The organism is Oceanobacillus polygoni (genome assembly GCF_008304605.1).
Classification (GTDB): Bacteria; Bacillota; Bacilli; order Bacillales; family Amphibacillaceae; genus Oceanobacillus; species Oceanobacillus polygoni.
Map to the genome: position 1 here is coordinate 259,457 of NZ_PIJY01000030.1, position 19,004 is coordinate 278,460.

The following is a 19,004-nucleotide window of genomic DNA, read 5'->3' on the forward strand; positions in this document are numbered from 1 at the left end:
AACATCGACCTGCTCCCCTGTGCTAAAATGCAAAGCCCTGGAAACAACAATCTTGTCGATATGTCCTGTTGCAATCTTCTTCAACCCCTGGTTAACACCATTCATATATTCCTCTGGTTCTGGTATAGGCTGCATTTCATATGGATACATGTCAGATAAAGATTCCTGCTGTTCTTCGTCTATATTTAAAGGCTCAGAAACATCCACTTTCTCAGGAATGATTATTTCCGAATCTTCCGAGTAATCAAAAGGTACTGCTCCCACAGCAACAGGATAAGGGTGTCCAGCCTGCTTCGCTTGATTGAGGGCAGCCTCTACACGTGATGGTAGGCTAAATAATTGATTTTCAGTTTCCTTTGGCTTCTCAATAACTGAATATATACCTTTCCCTACCATCGTTTGATTTGGCGATGCTAGGAAGAAATCTCCTGCTACATACTCATCTAGCATCGATTTATGTTTTGCAACACTTGTTTTACTCACTTTCTGATTACCTCCTCCATGTTATATGCCTAAAGTCGCTCCTCCATCGATAACCATATCGTGCATGGTTATATGGGATGCATGATCAGAAACTAAAAATAGTACCGTTTCAGCAATATCCTTTGGTTTGCCTAGCTTACCCAGAGGAATTCCAACTCGGTATGCCTCAGATTGGCCTTCTATCGTTTTTTGGGCACCGTGTTCATCTTTCCAAAGTTTTTTCAGCATACTTGTTTCCGTAGAACCGGGAGAAATAACATTACAGCGAATGTTATACTGTGCGAGCTCTAGCCCCATACATTTAGTAAACATCGTTGCGGCCGCTTTAGAAGCTCCATATGCAGCCATTGCCATTCTTGGCATATGAGCCGCATTAGAGCTTACCGTAATGATGGCTCCACTTTTACGAGGGATCATGCGCCTAGAAACGGAACTCGATACATGAAACACGCCGGTAGCGTTGACAGCAAAGCTTGCATCCCAATCTTCTTTATCTAACACATCGATCTCTCCTAATCGCAGCATACCAGCCGCATTTACTAGGATCTCGATAGATCCGATATCAGATTCAATCAAAGCAACCACTTCCTCAACAGCATCTAAATTGCTGATATCTATTGAAAAATCTGTAGCCTGATAGCCTTTATTCTGCAATTCTTTTACGCACTTTTTCAGTACTTGACTATTTGTATCGATTGCCACAATTACTGCACCATTCTCAGCAAGCTTCTCGGAAATGATTTGTCCCATGCCTCCTGCCGCCCCAGTAACGACAGCAATTTTCCCTTTGATTTCACTCACGTTCATTGCACCAGTCCTTTCCAAGAATTGGTTATGGTATAAAAACTTAATTGAGAATGATTTTCATTATCAATCGTTGTAACCCATCATAGACGCTATACATAAGAAAATCAACTATTTTTTTTAATTTTTTATCATTTGGTAATTTCGGACTACACCTGTATTTCTTAAGTAAAAATACATCGTTTTTGTTTGTTCATCGCCTTTTAAAAACGTAAAATAATGAACTTTTCCAACAAAATCCGACTTGTTAAAAGTTATACAAGAGGTTGTAAGATAATTAGATAAACTCAACTGAAAATGATTATCAGTATCAACTAAGGGTATATGATATGCCTGCAAAATTTAAAAATCAAGTGTTTTTTCATCGTTTTCGTTATTTGCTCTTCTGTTCCTATTGCTAAAGTAATGCTTTATTTTTTCGAATACTATAAAGGTCTTTTATTACCAGATAAGAAAAAATGATTACGTAGGTAAATACAAAATAAGCCTTAAGGCATGAATGACATTTTTTTTAGTAATTTAGGGCTTATTTTCGAAGACTGCCTGAAATTTGCGTAGAATACATATTTTGTTGTTAACTTTTTTCGTTATCAATATTAGGAGCGAAGAATTTGTTCCATGAAGATAAATGAAAAAGGGTATTTATTCACTTCGAGGAAGATACCGTTAATAACATCGTACTAGGCATAACAGCATGGAGTGAAATTTCTTTCCCGGAAGCAGTTCTTGATTTCAGATTTCCAAGAATTTTTATTGCCGGAACTGTTGACCAAGGTTTGGGCATTGCGGGAACCACGTAATGGTTTAGTCAACTCGGAGATTACTTGCAAAACCTGGAATATTAAATTATGAACATCGATTTCTTTGCAATCAATCTAAAATTCGTTACTATTAATAATAGAATCAATCTATTGGAGGGAATACAAATGGAACTAACTGTATATTTAGCAGGACAAATTCATACAGACTGGCGTGATGAAGTACAGCAAAAAGCGAAGGAAAAAAACCTTCCATTAAAATTTGTTGCACCACAAACAAATCATGACCGTTCGGATGATATTGGAGAAGATATTCTAGGCGAGCAACCTGGAAAGGTGTATAAAGACGATGCCGCCTCTAGTGTAAATAATTTCCGTACACAAGTATTAATGCAGAAATCGGATGTTGTCATTGCCTTATTTGGTGAGCAATATAAGCAATGGAACACTGCAATGGACGCAAGTGCTGCCATTGCAATGAATAAACCAACGATTATTATTCGGCCAGAATCTTTAATTCACCCGTTGAAAGAGCTTTCCAATAAAGCGAATGTTACTGTAGAAACGGTTGATCAAGCTTTAGAAGTATTAGCATATATTTATGAATAAGAACGAAAAAACCGAAAGCAAGGGGGGCTCCTTACTTTCGGTTATTTTTTTCACTCCAGTATTCCCATTGACCGCGTAGTAGCTTCACAACATGCGCGAACATTTCTTGTCGCGACACCACATCATTCGTGAAAATTCCAATCGCCCCTTCTTTGGTCCGCACTGCTTGCTTTTCTGCATAGCGATCCATTAGATCGCCTAGCTCTGCACCATCACGCAATCTGGCTTCTAGTTCTTCTGGCAAAGCAACTCTAGCACCACTAGCCGTAAATTTCTGACCCTCCGGTGTAACAAGTGCGCCCCAATTACATAAATATAATTGCTCAGCGACATACATGACACCGCCCTCTAGTCCGATGCCAATTGCTCGGTCTTCAGCTTCGGCACATTGCGTTGCTCTATTTACAGCCCCAAGCATTGTTTCTTCGTCTGAAAATGGCTGTGCGGATACACGAGAACTTGCATTGAAAGCAGTTACCGAAGCATCTGGAAAAACTTCGGTAACTGCGTTAATTTTCGTTGGATTTTTTGAACCAATTTTAATATTCATCTTCATTCACCTCATGCTTGTATGTGCAACAATCACGAAACTCCTTTACGCCTTTCTTATTTCGTCAAGCATGTTTTGATCTGTCGTTTTAACTAGCTTCACTAACAATTCTTTCGCTGCTGCATAATCATCTACATGAATGATGGATGCAGACGTATGGATGTAGCGAGAACAGATTCCGATAACTGCTGACGGCACACCATCACCGGATAGATGTACACGCCCAGCATCTGTTCCACCTTGTGAGATGAAATATTGGTATGGGATATTATTCGATTCTGCAGTATCAAGCACAAATTCACGAATACCGCGATGTGTAATCATCGTCCGGTCAAAAATACGAAGCAATGCGCCTTTGCCTAATTGGCCGAACGCTTTCTTATCGCCTGATGCATCATTTGCTGGTGAAGCATCGAGTGCATAATAGATATCTGGTCCGATCATATTCGCTGCTACTTGTGCGCCGCGTAACCCAACCTCTTCTTGTACGGTTGCACCAGAATACAATTGGTTTGGCAATGTATCATGTTGTAATTCTTTCATTAATTCGATGGCAAGTCCACAGCCGTAACGGTTGTCCCAAGCTTTAGCAAGAATTTTTTTATTGTTTGCCATCGGCTCAAATGGTGTGATTGGAACGATGGAATCTCCTGGACGTACGCCGATTTTCTCTACATCCTTTCGGTCATCCGCACCGATATCAATGAGCATATTTTTAATTTCCATCGGCTTCTTACGTTGTGCCTCTGTTAAAAGATGTGGCGGGATTGAACCAATCACACCAATAACAGGACCATTTTCCGTCATTACTTGGACACGCTGTGCAAGCATTACTTGATTCCACCAGCCCCCAAGTGGTTGAAAGCGAAGCATACCATTGTCTGTTATTTGCGTCACCATAAAGCCGACTTCATCCATATGGCCTGCCACCATAACGCGCGGTCCTTCTCCATGCTTTACACCAAAAACGCCACCAAGGTTATCCTGGATAATTTCATCTGCATACTTTTCTAATTCTTTTTTCATAAAAGAACGGACAAGATGCTCATTCCCCGGCGCACCTTGCAGCTCTGTCAGATTTTTAAATAGCTCAAGTGTTTCCTGTTTCATCTTATTTCCCTCCAAATAGGTATAAACGATTTAGAACATCCAATTTTAGTATAACTGAAACCGTCGAAAACTTTCCACTTATCACGCACTATCGTTTTCATTTTATGCGATAATCCTGTATACTTGCACGTAATAGAGGTGTTCAAAACGCACTTCATATACAGTCTACTAATCTTTTTCAAGAGGTGAACGTATTGAGCAGAAGAAAAGTGATTCTTGCCGCTGCACTCGGTTTTGCAATCGGATACTTGGCAAGGGAACAAGTCAACCACTATCAAAAAGTAACTCCAGAAAAAGCTTTAAATCATGCAAAAGAAATGTTTAAACGTAAAGGACCAATTAGTGGATCCTGGATTTATATGAAACCGGAGGAAGTCGAACGAAACGGCCTGCTTTATAATGCCTATCGCGGCGGCATCACCCGCAATATCGATGGTGAAAATAAGCAATATGAATTTTATGTAGATGTAGAAACTGGTGGGATTATCGACACAAAACAAACTGTATAAGAAGGCAACAAAAGCTACTTTAGAAGGTAACTACTTTTAAGGTAGCTTTTATTGTCTTCCAGTTATCTTTACCGCACGTAGCCATAGCATCAACTCCCCTACCTTAACTAGCCCCCGTGTAACGATAATTCATTCGCTAGCAAACGCTCTCATTAATTCCGCACTAAGTTTTTGTAAAATTGCAGGCAATTACCTATACAAACAGGTGAACTTATCGTATAATAAAATGTAATTAATAAAATATTTAGTTAATTCGACATTAAATTCACTTTTTTGACAGGAGGACACATGAATGATTCAAATTAATCTTACCGTCGACTATGACGGAAAACTCTACAACACGAATGTAATTACAACACATGATACAAGTGATGAAGAAGTATTGCAGATAGCTATTTCACAAATTGAACAGCAATGGAAAGAATGATTTAATAAGTAGGCATCCGTTAACGATACCTGCTTTTTTAATTTCCTCAAAACCTGCTATTGTATAATTATTTCAAGATCCTCCCTCCAACTCCGATCTTCACTTAATAAAAATCCTATTAAAAATTCAAATAAAATATGGCAAAAATTAAATCTATTTGCTATGATAATTCTTATATATTTTAAATGATAATATAGGAGGTTCGTTCAAAATTTATTATGTAGTCCCTTTAATGTGAATTTTTTCACATTAAATCGTATTCACGCTTTATTTAGACAACGACAAATTGTAAACGATTTATGGATGACCTTCTCTTTTAGTGGCAAAATAGGTTATTGATTACATATGTTATGGAGGTATTTGATGAAAACGAATGAGTTAACATGGGCATTGCTTATCTTGTTTATTGTCTTACTAGCATTTATCCTACCTTACACCTTACTTACGAATGTTACAAAATGGTACGGAAGCTTCTTATTATGGATTGTTTTAGCACTTATAACAATTATCATGAATTATTTCTTGACAAAGAATTGGGGTAAAAAATAATGACAACTTCTCTTGTTTGGTGGGCCATTTCGATTTACGTTTTGATTGCCCTCGTTATTGCATTTTTATCAAGAACCGGTAAACAGCATAATATGGAAAGCTATTTTCTCGGTGACCGAAAAATGGGTGGATTTGTCTCAGCACTTAGCTACAGTGCCACCACATACAGTGCATTCATGCTCGTTGGTTTAGCTGGGCTAACCTATAATGGTGGTGTTGGCGCTCTCGGATTTGAATTAATTTATTTGATGGGAGTTTCTCTGGTTGCCTTCTTTGGCCCCCGTTTTTGGGTTGTTGGGAAAAAGTATGGGTATGTGACTCCATCTGAAATGCTTGGAGATCGCTATAAAAGTAAATATGTTGCAATTGTTGTTGCGATTACAAACTGTTTGTTTCTCATCCCATATAGTGCTGTTCAGCTTTCTGGTGTCGGTTACTTATTGCAAGGTGTTACGAATGATGCTATTCCTTATACGACAGGTGTCCTTATTGCTACACTACTTGCGATTGTTTTTACATACATTGCCGGTATTCGTTCTGTGGCATGGACAGACTCTCTTCAAGCATTGTTTATGATTGTTAGCTCTACAGTAGTTGTACTTATTCTTGTGAACGGATTAGGTGGGTTTACTACATTCTTTAAAACGATTGAAACGACGCAGCCTGAATTATTAACGGTTCCAGGTAACGGATTTTTTAGTTTTCTTACATTCTTAGGATTAACGATTCCTTGGTTCTTCTTTAGCCTTTCCAATCCACAAGTAAGTCAACGGTTGTACATGCCAGCATCATTAAAAAGTTTAAAAAATATGTTGATGGGCTTTCTTGTATTTGGTTTTATTTATACGCTTGTAGCTATTATCTGGGGCTACTCTGCTGCAATCATGTTTCCTAACTTAGAAAACGCTGATCTTGCAACACCATTGGTGCTTTCTTCAGACTTAGTACCTCCTGTTCTTGGTGTTATCGTCATGGTTGGGATCATGGCAGCAGCAATCTCAACAATCGATTCGATTTTATTAACGTTATCATCCCTTTTTGCTAAGGATGTTTATGGAAATATCAAAAAGAATACGAGTGACAGGTTACAGCTTCGAGTTGGTAAAATTGTTATTCCAATCATCGCTCTCCTTGCCTATCTCTTTGCTGAAATGCAACTGAATTTAATTGCAGTACTTTCCGTAGCTTCCTCTGCTGGATTAATTGTAGTTGTGCCAGCAATCATTGGAACCTTTTTTTGGAAAAGAGGAACTGCAGCAGGTGTTCTTTCCAGTGTTTTAATTGCTGGGATTATCGTTATTCTTCTCGAGTTTTTCCAAGTGAAACCACTCGGACTTGCCTCAGGACTTTGGGGAATTGGAATTTCAACGATTCTTTTTATTGGAGTTAGTTTACTAACAAAAGCTCCCGAAGCAAAAGCAAATGAATTTCTTTCCTATATTCGCCAGGCATTAAAAAAAGAAAGCTAGGCAGGTGGATCTCTTCAATTTTGAAGGGATCTTTTTTTAGGCTAACATATTTCAACGAACAGTTCAGTTTCCAATGAATGACATCTTTTAAAATGGGATAACCTATGACAAGTATGTTCATTATAGAGAGGAAGCGGATTCTATGAAATATATTGGCCCATTGGTCATCAAATTTATTTTAACAACGATCATTGTAAGCATTGTGCTTGGACTCTTTTTCAATGTGTCTTTTGCAGGAGTTATAACGACAAGTGTGCTTCTTACTGGGCTTGCTTTTCTTGGTGATGTGTTTGCTATACCATTAATTGAAAAAAGCACGGCATTAATCGGTGATTTTATCCTTGCATGGGTAGTTGTCCTTTTTATAGGGAGTATGCTCTTTAACCCATCCGTTCAAATTGGTTCAGCAGCATTTTTAACAGCAGCCGCTGTTATCGTTGGAGAAGTTTTTTTTCACCGCTATATGAGACGAGAAGTGTTAAGTAATGTAAGAAATACGGAGAACAAGGTTGTTTACCTTCCAAAACGATACTTTCAAACAGAGTTTAGTTCCGAGCTGGATAAACCAGATGATCCAACAAACCAAGATAAAAAATAGTATTTTTTATAAAATGGCACACAATATGATTTGTAAAAGCCGCTCTTTGATTCAAAGAATTGTTTTTGCAAAACAAATTTTAGGAGGACAATCATGAATAACAGAAATAACAACCGTAACAGAAACAATAACAATAATAACAATAATAACAACAATAATAACCAGGAAGTTAACAACGTTGAGTTTGCTAACGAGTTTCTTGATGATTTAGATAACAACAATAACAATAACAACAATAATAATAATAACCGTAATAGAAACAATAACAATAATAACAACAATCGTTAATACGGAAAACCTGTCTCACGGATTAGTGAGACAGGTTTTTTTAATGATAACATCATACCCTGATTGGAATCGGTAAATAAAGAAACCCGAGTAGTTTATACTCAGGCTCATTAACGAAAAGATGATAACAATTGATTGTGTGCTACTTTCGCAGATTCTGCAGCTATTTTCAGGTTCGATTTGGTTTTCGGGTTTGCTGAAGTTTGTGCAAGCACTTCTAATTGATCGGCAATTTTTTGGTGTTCGCCTATCATATAATGTAAGTTCTCTAATTCCGTATGTGTTAAATACTGATTCATAACTCATTTTCCTCTCTTTGTGTATATTAAATTATTCTTTCCTTAAGCATGGTGAATCATACTGGTGAATCACGAAAAAAACCTCCAACTATAGTGTATGAAAGTGCAAGGTTGTCTCATTACGAATATTTTCTAGGTTGTGTTGAAAGGTGTATGATGCTAGATGGAATGTTTTTTCTTTTGAGAAGTTAAAGGAGATAACTAGGTAATAGGAAAAAATCAATCCACTTATAAGGTGAATTGATTCCTAAGGTACAGTACACTTACTTATTTAACTATTTCTTGAAGCAATTTCTGCATAGGCTGCTTTTGTTACAGTTATCAAATCAAAGGGTGCTAATTCGATTTGCATCCCCCGTTTTCCAGCTGAGACTACGATTTTTTCCATCGCTTTAGCTTCAGCAGCAAGATACGTTGGAAAACTTTTTTTCATTCCAATCGGTGAACAGCCGCCACGTATATAGCCTGTTGTTTTTTCTAAATCCTTCATCGGTAGCATTTCCATTTTTTTGTTGCCACTTACTTTGGCTAATGCTTTTAAATCGAGTTCATTTTCAGCCGGGATACAAGCTATTGTCATACCAGTCTTATCACCAACTGTCACTAAGGTTTTATATATTTTATCAAGCTGCATACCTACTTTTCCCGCAGCAGTTCGGGCATCCAATTGCTCCTCATTCCATGGATATTCATGGATGGTATAGTCAATTTTTTCTTTATCCAACAAGCGAATGGCATTCGTTTTTTGTATCTTTTTTTTCTTCATTGAGTTGTGACCTTCTTTAACGATTTTGTATACAATCATCTTATCATAATTCTCAAGCTCCCCTTAGGAAACTGCCCATTCACGTACAGGTTCTAGCTTTTAAGCTTTGGTTGGCCGATACTTCTCCACATACTCCTCTTGGTCGAGTACTTCTATAACATTTGACCAATGCAATACAGTACCAACGAAATCCCTTATATCCAATCCTTTCATTGACAGTAATTTTTAAGTACCAATGACACCGGGTTTTCAATATACAATATCGATTGTTATTTGAAAAGGATCGGAAAAGTTTGTATTTTTTATGTTACTGATAAATGTATCTCTTCAAAAAATATCTCTATTCTATTTTTTGAAAAGTATAATTTATAATAAAATTTATTTTTGGGACTAACTCCTTTAATTTCTTATTTCCCTCCTCAAATGACCAGACTGCTTTTCCTAAGGTTAATCCGTTCCGTGGCACGATAGCCTCAGATCAACTGCTCAATCACTTCCGCAGCACTTTACGGGTACTTGCCACACCATACATCTCGATATCGCTGCGGCGATGGGGAAGCCAGTCCTCGCGGGTCAGCCGCCACCGTTGCATTAGTGCAGGTTCTCCATGCCGGGAAGCCCAGGTAACACCGTTCTCCTTGTAGCCAAGACGACGTGATACGCCGTTTGATCCTAAATTGTCAATGAATGCCTCTGAGGTCGCCTCCCTGGCGTCGAGGCCGTCGAAAGCCAGATGCAGTGCTGCTTGACGTATCTCCGAACCAATCCCCCTTTGACGTACATCTGAGGATAGCCAAGAAAAGGTGCCAACTGTGCCATAGGTATTGAAGTGATCGCCGATGACATCCTGCATCCCTACTGGCTTGTTATTTAGCATAACAATCAGATTCAGTCGCCAGAAGTCGGCTGTGACTATTCCACGTCCTCGCCACACGGATTGCAACCATTTTACCACGCGAATCTCCGGGTCTTCTTCGTACAAAGACATAGGGTCATCATAAGGAGCAGGTTCAGCACTGGCTTTACCTGTGCGAACAATCGGTTCAAGCTTTTCAAGTAAGTGGTCCGTGGCTCCTACAAGCTCAATTTGTGGAGTTGTCACTCGTAAGTGCAATGGGGCATAGCTCACCATCTACATCTCTCCTTTCGATGATTCTTCTTATCAAGACTCATCAATAATCAATCCATTTACATAAATGTTTTTCATAAGACAGATCTGTTTCTTTTGGAGTCCTGTATTTGTTTTATACATTCGTCAAATATGGGTGGTTTTCCTTCATTTCTGGATCACACCCTTTTACTAAAGTTTCTTATTAAACAATCCTGCCCTTTCGTACAATAAAGAAATAGCTGCTGATCGATCTTAACTCTTGCACAAGTTACTTTAAGTACAACTTTTCACATATATAAATTCTATTGATACCATTTAGGTTTTAATCTGCTGAAGTACTCATGATCTTCTAAATACATGTAAACTTTATCCAACATCTCATTCATGTTATTTGGAATGGTGTTTAAAGTCCAGATTACAGTAGAGAAAACGCACATTGCTAGGTAAAGCGAATATAACCTCCAAAAATCTTCATCAGGTTCTTTATTATTAAAATAACCTCTAATTTGACCTATTGAAAAAGGAATGCTTACTTCTCGGCTAAAAATTCCTATCTTTAGAAATTCATGAATAGGGTCTCCCCAATCATATCTGTTAAAGTCTATTACTCCAGCGAATTTTTTATTATTCACAATGATATTTCCAAGGTGAAAATCATCATGTTGAAATAAATTCGGGCGTTGTTTCATGAGTTGAATATTCTCATCAATAAAATTCATTATTTGGTGGTCATTTTTAACTTTTACCTCACATGCTAAGTAAGCGTCTAGATATTTTTTATGCTTTTCAACTTTCCTTGAATACCACGAAGAGATATGCTTTGGAGCAGCAAGCTGATGCATTTTTCTTAACTCTTTTCCCGCCTCAATACCAATATTATATTGTTCTTCTTCAGAGTATTTTGGGATTTCATCCTCAGCATCCTTTCCTTCTATATATGATGTGACCATATACCCCCGATTTCCTACCTCACCAATTGAAATAGGTTGTGAACAAGTAATGTTATAATCCTGCATCCTTTTCAAAATAGAGTATTCTTCCTTCTTTAATTCCAACTCTTTTAAATTAAACATCCGAAGCAGTAACTTATTGTTACCCTCTTGCATATGTATTAGGTATTTTTCATCTGAGGAAAATCCCTTTTTAATTTCAATTACTTCTTTACAATTACTTATTAAAGGAATCTGATTTATCAGTGTTTTGCTCACAGCCTCACCCCTGGTCTTAAATTTTGAAGATCAATTCAGTAATTTCCAAACTGCATATTTCTATGAAAAAACTACATTTCCTTCTTTCGCTATTGCATTTGTTCACTTATCAAGATTTTATAATATGATGGCTCCATTTATTTAAAATTAAAAGTATTTCCTGCAAATCTTCCACAATGAAATATGCTTTAACGTTATCCCATTGATCATCTCTTTTCCATACACCTTTCATACCTACATGTTGAGCAGCTTTTACATCTTTTTCTGGATGGTCACCAACAAATATACATTTGGACGGTAACACCTCAAGTTTGTCTAGGGCAATTTGGAATATTAGAGGTTCAGGTTTTTGATTCCCTTCCCATTCAGATATAAGAATCGTTTTAAAGTATTTTTCAATGCCTAAAGCCTTAATATTATCCATTTGGAACTGTCCTTTTCCATTCGTTATCATTCCTAGAACAATATTATTATTCTTTAATTCTTCTAACGTACTAATGAGGTTAGGAAAAGGAACACAGCTATCTTTAAATTGGCTGATATAGTCTTGAAGTAATTCATCCCACGTCAAATCTGTAATGTCAAATTCATCCACTAACTGTTGATAAACTTTATCTTTCCAAACATAACCCCTATTATCAAGTTCAATAAACCTTGTTATGTATTTATTCTTTGGAATATGATTTAACCATTTATTTAGTCTTTCGTACTGCTTGTCAATAAAAATCTTTACGGACGCCTCTCGGTTTAACAAAGTTCCATCTAAATCAAATACAACCGCTTTTATAATATCCATCCACTCCCCTTTACAAGATTTCTATTTTCTCCTCGTCCGTAGGAGCCCCTTTCCAAAAAATAAATAGTTCAATATCCGAATGTTCATCATGCCAATTTCGTGATACGGAACCTCCTAATAAAACGGCTTCAACTTTTGGGTTTTGTTCATAGATATGTCCTATTTCTGATGCTACTACTATATTTAAATCCACATAACCTCTCCTTTATGAAGACCTATTTTGCTTCTTTCACTAAACTCACGCTATCTGTAGGACTGTATTTCACAAAATCATCTTAACATATAGTTGCAATTTTAAAAAAGTTAACTTATCTTTAACATTTTAACAAATAAAAGCCGTCTAAGTTAGACGGCTTTTATTTGTTAAATTATGGGTCAATTTACACTTCATTTGAGTAGTAATTTTTATAATTACATCTCAAATCAGATCCCTTAAACCACAGATCTATAATCGAAATTTCTGTACAAGCTCATTCAATTCTTCTGCTAGCTTTGCAAGCTGAGAGGATCCAGCTGCAATTTCATCCATCGAACTGCTTGATTGCTCGGAGGTTGCCGCAGCTTCCTCAACTCCTGCAGCAGCTTCTTCCGAAACAGATGCAATCTCCTCGATCGAAATATTCATTTCCTGACTACTTGCAACAACAGCAGATAAGTTTTCTGCTGTTGCTTGAATACTTCCAGCCATTTCCGTTACAGAAGCACTGATTTTATGAAATGTCTCTCCTGTTGACTTAATTTGAGCTGTTCCAGCTTCAACCTCTGCATATCCAGTCGTTAACGCCTTGGCAACATTGCTTGATTCGTGTTGAATGTTCGTAGCAAATCCGGTGATATCGGATACTGACTCTGATACTTGCTCAGCCAGCTTTCTCACCTCATCAGCTACAACGGCAAATCCTTTTCCTGACTCCCCTGCTCTTGCCGCTTCAATCGCAGCATTTAGAGCAAGTAAATTTGTCTGGTTGGCAATATCTTGAATCACTTCGACAAGCTTTGTGATTTCTTGTGACTCTTTATCCAATATAGCCATTTTGGTGGCTGCTTCTTGGACAATTGCATCGATTTTTACCATTTGAGAATCTGACGATGCCATCAATTGTTTCCCTTCCTCTGTCATGTCTAATATACCAAGGGAAACAACTCGAATTTGTTCTCCTTGTTGATTCGTTTCTTGAATACTAGAAGCAAAGCTTCCCATCGCACTTGCAAGCTCACTTGCGCTATTTGCTTGTTTTTCTGTACCTTCAGCAATTTCCTGCATGGTAATTGCAATTTGCTCAGATCCAGTTCTTACTTCCAGTGATGATTGGGCCATTTCTTCACTCTTAGCCGAAACATTTTCAGATGCTTCAGCTACCTTGGATAATGTATTATGCAAATTGTCGCGCATAATTTGCATCGCACGTGTTAACTGTCCAACCTCATCTTTTTGCTTACTATCTTTAATCGCAATTCGCAAATTCCCCTTCGATAACTCCAGCATGAGCTCTGAGATTCGCCGTATCGGATTTGCAATTGATTTGCTAAATCGTATCGATACAAATAGAGCGATGATAATAAAAGCAGTAACCATGAACAAACTAATCCAGGAAATCTGATTATTGGTTGCACCAATTGTAGCTATATCTTGCGTGATACCAATAACACCAATTATTTCATTTCCTGTTGGACTTAGCATTGGTAAGTAAGAATCCAGTGTTAAGTCATCATGGTGTGATACTTTTTGGCCATTGATAACTGCAGATAGAACTGTAGCATCGTTCATCGTTTTTCCAATGTTCTCTGTATCAGAGGATTCTACAATCATGCCGTCTTCATTGTACAAATCAATCGTAACGCCTTTGAGCTTTTCATGTAAAGCTTCTAAAAAGTGATCGTCAACACCCATCTGCATGGTTCCGATTATTTCTTGTTGGAAATAGATTGGCACAAAGGATCGCACAGAAAGCCCAGATGTCCCAAATTCAAATCCAGAAATTGACTGACCATCTAGTGCATATTGAATTGCTTCCATATCGCCTTTGTCATCCCCATACTGGGTCGGGTCATGTCCTCGCAAAAAAACTATTCCATCTGTATCCTATCCCCATACTCAATCACATCGATTCCATGCTCTGAAAACAGACGTGAGTAAATCCCATTTACTAGATCAACTAACGCTTCACGATCCTGTTCATTGAAAGCTTGAACGAATTCCAGGTCTTGTGAATAAATTTCCGTTATCATTTTTAGTTCTTCAGCAACATTATCAAATTCCGATTGAATAATATGCTCCATTGTTTCCTGCTGGTCTTTAATCAAATTATTAAATCCACTGTTCGTTGTCATCCAAACGACAGTAATGGTTATCATCATTGGTACGATTGTTAATACCAGAAATATCGTCAATAGCTTCTTTTTTAAACTGTCCATTCTAAATAACTTCCTCATTCTATGCTCCCTTTCAACTTCATTAAAATATTACGCCCATTTTAGTATCGGTAAACAAATAAAAAGTTGTAGGAAAATGCTGTACTTTGTTCTATTCAGATTAAAATAGGTGGAGATTAATTTCATACGAAAAAAGACTATGACCCGATTTATTATCGGTCACAGTCTTTTCGTATTTCATTCAACTTCATTTCCGAACAAGTATACATAAAATTCTAGCTCTTATTCCGTCTTTGCTCATTGATTCGAACGAGGCGCTCTAATTTATCAAGCTCATAAAATAACTCAATAATACTATTTGAAATCGGGAAAACGTACGTCCACTTTTCAAAGTCAGAGCCCTGCAATGCATCAATGATATTATTTATCGTAACCTGCATCGCTACTTTCGTTTCTCTTTGCAGGTCTTTATCTAAAATAATTTTATCTTCATACATCAATAAAACATTTTCGCTGTATGCATTAATTTCAATAACTAGTTTTTTGATTAGATGAAATTTACCACTTGATATATTTTCGATATTTTTAAAATTATTCTCTAGCTGCTGAATCAATGTATGCTTTTTTCGTAAAACTCTTATCATATGCTTATAAAGGATAATTGTCCGTAAAAAATCTGGACGTTTCTTTATAAACAAGCTATTTCGTTCATCGGAAATAATTTCATAATAATCTCGTGTACGCTGAATCATCTTTTCTAGTTCTTTATCCTCATCCTTCATTTGCGGAACACTCATTGTTTGGTTCGGAATGACACGGAGAAGGAAATTCGTTTTTTCACTTGCATTTTTAATCATTGAAAACAAGATTTTCTGATGGTCTGGCGGGTACACAAGTACATTAACAATAAATGCGGATAGTACGCCAATCGCAACAAGTGATAAACGTTCGACAATGTAAATGAAGTTAATTCCACCATCACTTACTAGCATAATCGTTACAATCGTTAACACCGTTAAACTAACCGTTTTATTCAAGCCGAGCCGAATATTAATCGCAATCGAAATGATGACTACAGCTGCCACAGAGATTGGATGATTACCGAGCAGTAACAAACCTCCTAAAGCAAATGCCACTCCAACACTGTTTGAAATAATTACTTCTTTAATATATTTAAACGAACGCATAATGGATGGCTGCATCGCTAGCACAGCCGCAATAGCAGCTACAAGCTCCAACTCTAATCCAAATAAACCGGTAACGAGTAACGTCAAAGCCACCGCCAGACCGGTTTTTACCATACGTGGCCCAATATTAAATTCCATTCTTTGCACCTCTCTAAGCAGTAGTATACCCTTTTAATGTGCAACTGTCACTAGTTGCTTTTCGGCAATTTTATTACATTTTTATTAGAAATTTTGGCATTCGTTAAAGGACTCTAACGAAAGGTCCGTTGGCTTCTTAGAAACCCTTTATTCTAACATCCTAGTTGTACTTATGCAGATAGGAGCGTTTTTATACATATCTTACTGCAATCAAAAAAAGTACCCTATAGGTAGACTTTTTCGTGTCTACTCTATAAGGTACTTTTTGTTCTGTAACACAGGCTTTTTTTTCGTTCAAGAAATTAACCAGCTTCCTTCGTTGATTTCGAATTAGTTGATTCCTCAGTACTTCGTTTCCCCCACCACGTTGCTAGAATCGGACCTGAAATGTTGTGCCACACACTAAAAATGGCACTTGGTACAGCAGCAATTGGGGCAAAATGGGCTAGCGCTAATGCGGCACCAAGTCCTGAATTTTGCATACCGACTTCAATGGAGACAGCTTTTTGATCTTTGAAATCTAGCTTAAACAGTTTGGCAAGGATATACCCTAAAAGTAATCCTAAACAATTATGCAAGACAACAACAGCAAAAATTAATAGTCCTGTTGTAGCAATGGAGCCTTTGTTTACCGCAACAACCGCAGCTGCCACTGCTACAATTCCAATAACAGAAACTAATGGCAGCACCGCAACACTTTTATCTACTTGTTTGCTAAATAAGAGACGAACAATAACTCCTAATGCAATCGGTACTAATACAACTTGTACAATGGACATGAACATATCACCAAACGATACTGGAAGCCATTGACTTGCAAGCAGGAATGTCAGTGCAGGTGTCATAATCGGTGCAAGCAACGTAGAAACAGAGGTAACCGTAACCGATAATGCCGTATTACCTTTCGCCATAAATGTCATAACATTTGATGCTGTCCCTCCAGGACAACATCCTACTAAAATAACTCCAACTGCAACTTCAGGCGGTAACTGAAAAAGATGCGCTAAGCCAAAAGCTAATAACGGCATAACTGTATATTGTGCCACCACTCCAATTAGTACGCTTTTCGGTTGTTTAAAAATGCCTCTAAAATCATTAACCGATAATGTTAACCCCATTCCAAACATAATAATTCCTAGGAGGAGTGGAATATGTGGAGCAATCCACGCAAATCCAGAAGGGTATATAAAACTAAATATTGCGAAAATTATAACCCAAAGCGCGAATGTATTCGTTGCAAAATTACTGATTCTTCCTAATGTCTTCATCTAGATGATCCTCCTATGTTCCAATAAGTAGTGAACGTATATTAACTTTTAAAACGATTATTATACGTTTGATTGAAAATTTTATCACAATTTCAAGTAGAAAGATAGCTATTTTTCTGTTAATTGTAAATAAAGCGCATTCATTTTCAATTACAATAATAGACGGCTTATCCGAGCTGTTGTTTCTGTAAACCATTTTATCAAAATTTAACCATGTAAAAGACCTGCTGGGAGAATACCTCCTCTTGCAGGTCTACTTTTCAAAACTAAATGCCTATTGAGAAATACTTCACTTCTAAATATTCATCGATTCCATGATGACCACCTTCGCGACCAAGGCCGCTTTCTTTAAAGCCTCCAAATGGAGCTTGTACAGTTGATGGCAAACCATCGTTAATTCCAACGATTCCATATTCAAGCTTTTCACCTACACGAACTGCTTTTGAAATACTCTCTGTAAACAGATAAGCAGCTAGTCCGTATGGCGTGTTGTTTGCTCGCTCAATCACTTCCGATTCGGTCGTAAAGGTTGAAATTGGTGCTAACGGACCGAATGTTTCCTCATTCATACATAACATCTCTTCTGTTACACCTTTTAGAACAGTTGGTTCAACAAAATATCCTTCTGATTCTTGGTAAGATTCCCCTCCATAAATGAGTTCAGCACCTTGGTCAAGTGCATCCTTTACATGCTGATTGACTTTTTCATAAGCATCTTTATCAATTAATGGACCAATATCTACGCCTTCATCCAGTCCATTGCCAACCGTCAACTCGCTTACTTTTTGCTTGAATTTCACAGTAAATGCGTCAACAACATCTTCATGCACGTAAATCCGATTACTACAAACACAAGTCTGACCTGCATTGCGGAATTTGGAACGTACAGCCCCTTCTACCGCTTTGTCAAGATCCGCATCATTCATCACAATTAGTGGTGCATGTCCACCTAATTCCAAGGATATCTTCTTCACGGTGTCAGCTGATTTACGCATCAGAACCTTTCCAACCTCTGTAGATCCAGTAAACGAAACCTTTCGTACGCGCGTGTCCTCCATCCAAGCATCACTTATTTCACCTGAATCCCCAGGCAGAATTTCAAGAACTCCCTCTGGAATGCCAGCTTTTAGCGCTAATTTCCCAAGTTTCATTGCCGTTAGCGGGGTTGCACTTGCAGGCTTTACTACAGCTGTACAACCTGCAGCTAGAGCCGGCGCTACTTTTCTTGTTATCATTGCCGCAGGGAAATTCCATGGTGTAATGGCAGCAATCACTCCTACAGGCTGCTTATGTACCATGATCCGTTTATTACGCGCCGAAGCTGGAATCGTTTCTCCATAAACGCGCTTTCCTTCCTCCGCATACCAGGAAATAAAGTTATTGGCATAGGTAACTTCACCTTTTGCTTCTGCAAGCGGCTTTCCTTGCTCCATCGTCATCGTTTTTGCAATATCGTCCACTTCTTCCTGAATCAAGTGATGCCATTTCATTAACAGCTCACTGCGCTCATCTGCCGTTCTCTCAGACCATTCCTGGAACGCTTGATAAGCACGGTCTACAGTAGCAACTGCCTCTTCCTTTCCAGCACGTGGAACGGATTCAATCTTTTCACCGTTTGCAGGATTAACAACATCAATCATAGCTTTTGTTTCTGACATCTTGCATTCCTCCTACATATTAATTATCCTCTATTTAATACTATTA

21 protein-coding genes and 2 pseudogenes are annotated in these 19,004 nt (G+C 37.8%); 8 read left to right on the plus strand and 15 right to left on the minus strand.

Annotation, left to right across the window (positions count from 1 at the left end):
• Window positions 1-483 (minus strand): annotated as a pseudogene (locus tag F1560_RS22195) (isochorismate synthase); the annotation flags it as partial.
• Between F1560_RS22195 and F1560_RS22830 the strand changes: the two are divergent.
• Window positions 471-536, plus strand: coding sequence for a hypothetical protein (locus F1560_RS22830; protein ID WP_477529365.1), 66 nt, complete (start codon window positions 471-473; stop codon window positions 534-536). The pseudogene F1560_RS22195 and the gene F1560_RS22830 sit on opposite strands and share 13 nt — an antisense overlap.
• Here the strand turns inward: F1560_RS22830 and F1560_RS15960 are convergent.
• Window positions 523-1,290, minus strand: a pseudogene (locus F1560_RS15960) (2,3-dihydro-2,3-dihydroxybenzoate dehydrogenase); the annotation flags it as partial. The gene F1560_RS22830 and the pseudogene F1560_RS15960 overlap by 14 nt on opposite strands.
• A gap of 923 nt (window positions 1,291-2,213) precedes the next feature.
• Between F1560_RS15960 and F1560_RS15965 the strand changes: the two are divergent.
• Window positions 2,214-2,654 carry a YtoQ family protein gene (locus F1560_RS15965; protein WP_149475642.1) on the plus strand — a complete coding sequence of 147 codons (441 nt, stop codon included), beginning with the start codon at window positions 2,214-2,216 and terminating at the stop codon, window positions 2,652-2,654.
• 31 nt (window positions 2,655-2,685) lie between these two features.
• Here the strand turns inward: F1560_RS15965 and F1560_RS15970 are convergent, their stop codons facing one another.
• A complete protein-coding gene (locus tag F1560_RS15970; protein ID WP_149475643.1) occupies window positions 2,686-3,204 on the minus strand; it encodes a DUF84 family protein in 519 nt (172 codons plus the stop codon).
• A 45-nt stretch (window positions 3,205-3,249) separates the two neighbouring features.
• A complete protein-coding gene (locus tag F1560_RS15975) occupies window positions 3,250-4,314 on the minus strand; it encodes a M42 family metallopeptidase (RefSeq protein ID WP_149475644.1) in 1,065 nt (354 codons plus the stop codon).
• Between the two features lie 194 nt (window positions 4,315-4,508).
• On the opposite strand from F1560_RS15975, the gene F1560_RS15980 reads away from it, so the two are divergent.
• The 6 genes from F1560_RS15980 (at window position 4,509) to F1560_RS16005 (ending at window position 8,154) form a co-directional block, all read left to right on the plus strand.
• Window positions 4,509-4,823 carry a PepSY domain-containing protein gene (locus F1560_RS15980; protein WP_149475645.1) on the plus strand — a complete coding sequence of 105 codons (315 nt, stop codon included), beginning with the start codon at window positions 4,509-4,511 and terminating at the stop codon, window positions 4,821-4,823.
• A gap of 292 nt (window positions 4,824-5,115) precedes the next feature.
• Complete coding sequence (locus F1560_RS15985; protein ID WP_149475646.1) at window positions 5,116-5,250, plus strand: BA3454 family stress response protein; 135 nt, start codon at window positions 5,116-5,118, stop codon at window positions 5,248-5,250.
• A 363-nt stretch (window positions 5,251-5,613) separates the two neighbouring features.
• Complete coding sequence (locus F1560_RS15990; RefSeq protein ID WP_149475647.1) at window positions 5,614-5,799, plus strand: hypothetical protein; 186 nt, start codon at window positions 5,614-5,616, stop codon at window positions 5,797-5,799.
• Window positions 5,799-7,268 (plus strand): sodium:solute symporter family protein, encoded by a 1,470-nt coding sequence (locus tag F1560_RS15995; protein ID WP_149475648.1) that lies wholly within the window; start codon window positions 5,799-5,801, stop codon window positions 7,266-7,268. The genes F1560_RS15990 and F1560_RS15995 overlap by 1 nt, the downstream gene beginning before the upstream one ends.
• 142 nt (window positions 7,269-7,410) lie before the next feature.
• Complete coding sequence (locus F1560_RS16000) at window positions 7,411-7,866, plus strand: YndM family protein (protein WP_149475649.1); 456 nt, start codon at window positions 7,411-7,413, stop codon at window positions 7,864-7,866.
• A gap of 93 nt (window positions 7,867-7,959) precedes the next feature.
• A complete protein-coding gene (locus F1560_RS16005) occupies window positions 7,960-8,154 on the plus strand; it encodes a hypothetical protein (protein WP_149475650.1) in 195 nt (64 codons plus the stop codon).
• Window positions 8,155-8,264: 110 nt separating this feature from the next.
• Here F1560_RS16005 and F1560_RS16010 read toward each other — a convergent pair whose 3' ends face one another.
• The 11 genes from F1560_RS16010 to F1560_RS16060 form a co-directional block, all read right to left on the minus strand.
• The gene (locus tag F1560_RS16010) at window positions 8,265-8,453 is read right to left on the minus strand and encodes a hypothetical protein (RefSeq protein ID WP_149475651.1); all 189 of its coding nucleotides are present in this window, start codon (window positions 8,451-8,453) and stop codon (window positions 8,265-8,267) included.
• Window positions 8,454-8,724: 271 nt separating this feature from the next.
• The gene (gene ybaK, locus F1560_RS16015) at window positions 8,725-9,219 is read right to left on the minus strand and encodes a Cys-tRNA(Pro) deacylase (protein WP_149475652.1); all 495 of its coding nucleotides are present in this window, start codon (window positions 9,217-9,219) and stop codon (window positions 8,725-8,727) included.
• Window positions 9,220-9,709: 490 nt separating this feature from the next.
• Entirely contained in the window at window positions 9,710-10,351 is a 642-nt protein-coding gene (locus F1560_RS16020; RefSeq protein WP_149475653.1) for a GNAT family N-acetyltransferase, read from the minus strand.
• A 281-nt stretch (window positions 10,352-10,632) separates the two neighbouring features.
• Window positions 10,633-11,538 carry an aminoglycoside phosphotransferase family protein gene (locus tag F1560_RS16025; protein WP_149475654.1) on the minus strand — a complete coding sequence of 302 codons (906 nt, stop codon included), beginning with the start codon at window positions 11,536-11,538 and terminating at the stop codon, window positions 10,633-10,635.
• A gap of 109 nt (window positions 11,539-11,647) precedes the next feature.
• A complete protein-coding gene (locus F1560_RS16030; protein WP_149475722.1) occupies window positions 11,648-12,328 on the minus strand; it encodes an HAD family hydrolase in 681 nt (226 codons plus the stop codon).
• A gap of 16 nt (window positions 12,329-12,344) precedes the next feature.
• Window positions 12,345-12,527, minus strand: a complete 183-nt coding sequence (locus F1560_RS16035) for a nucleotidyltransferase domain-containing protein (RefSeq protein WP_149475655.1) — start codon at window positions 12,525-12,527, stop codon at window positions 12,345-12,347.
• 252 nt (window positions 12,528-12,779) lie between these two features.
• Complete coding sequence (locus F1560_RS16040; RefSeq protein ID WP_149475656.1) at window positions 12,780-14,396, minus strand: methyl-accepting chemotaxis protein; 1,617 nt, start codon at window positions 14,394-14,396, stop codon at window positions 12,780-12,782.
• Between the two features lie 5 nt (window positions 14,397-14,401).
• The gene (locus tag F1560_RS16045; protein ID WP_149475657.1) at window positions 14,402-14,749 is read right to left on the minus strand and encodes a hypothetical protein; all 348 of its coding nucleotides are present in this window, start codon (window positions 14,747-14,749) and stop codon (window positions 14,402-14,404) included.
• 233 nt (window positions 14,750-14,982) lie between these two features.
• Window positions 14,983-16,032, minus strand: a complete 1,050-nt coding sequence (locus tag F1560_RS16050) for an FUSC family protein (RefSeq protein ID WP_149475658.1) — start codon at window positions 16,030-16,032, stop codon at window positions 14,983-14,985.
• Between the two features lie 302 nt (window positions 16,033-16,334).
• A complete protein-coding gene (locus F1560_RS16055) occupies window positions 16,335-17,300 on the minus strand; it encodes a bile acid:sodium symporter family protein (protein WP_149475659.1) in 966 nt (321 codons plus the stop codon).
• A gap of 266 nt (window positions 17,301-17,566) precedes the next feature.
• Window positions 17,567-18,958: an NAD-dependent succinate-semialdehyde dehydrogenase gene (locus F1560_RS16060; RefSeq protein WP_149475660.1), complete on the minus strand. Its 1,392-nt coding sequence runs from the start codon at window positions 18,956-18,958 to the stop codon at window positions 17,567-17,569.
• Between the last annotated feature and the right edge of the window lie 46 nt (window positions 18,959-19,004).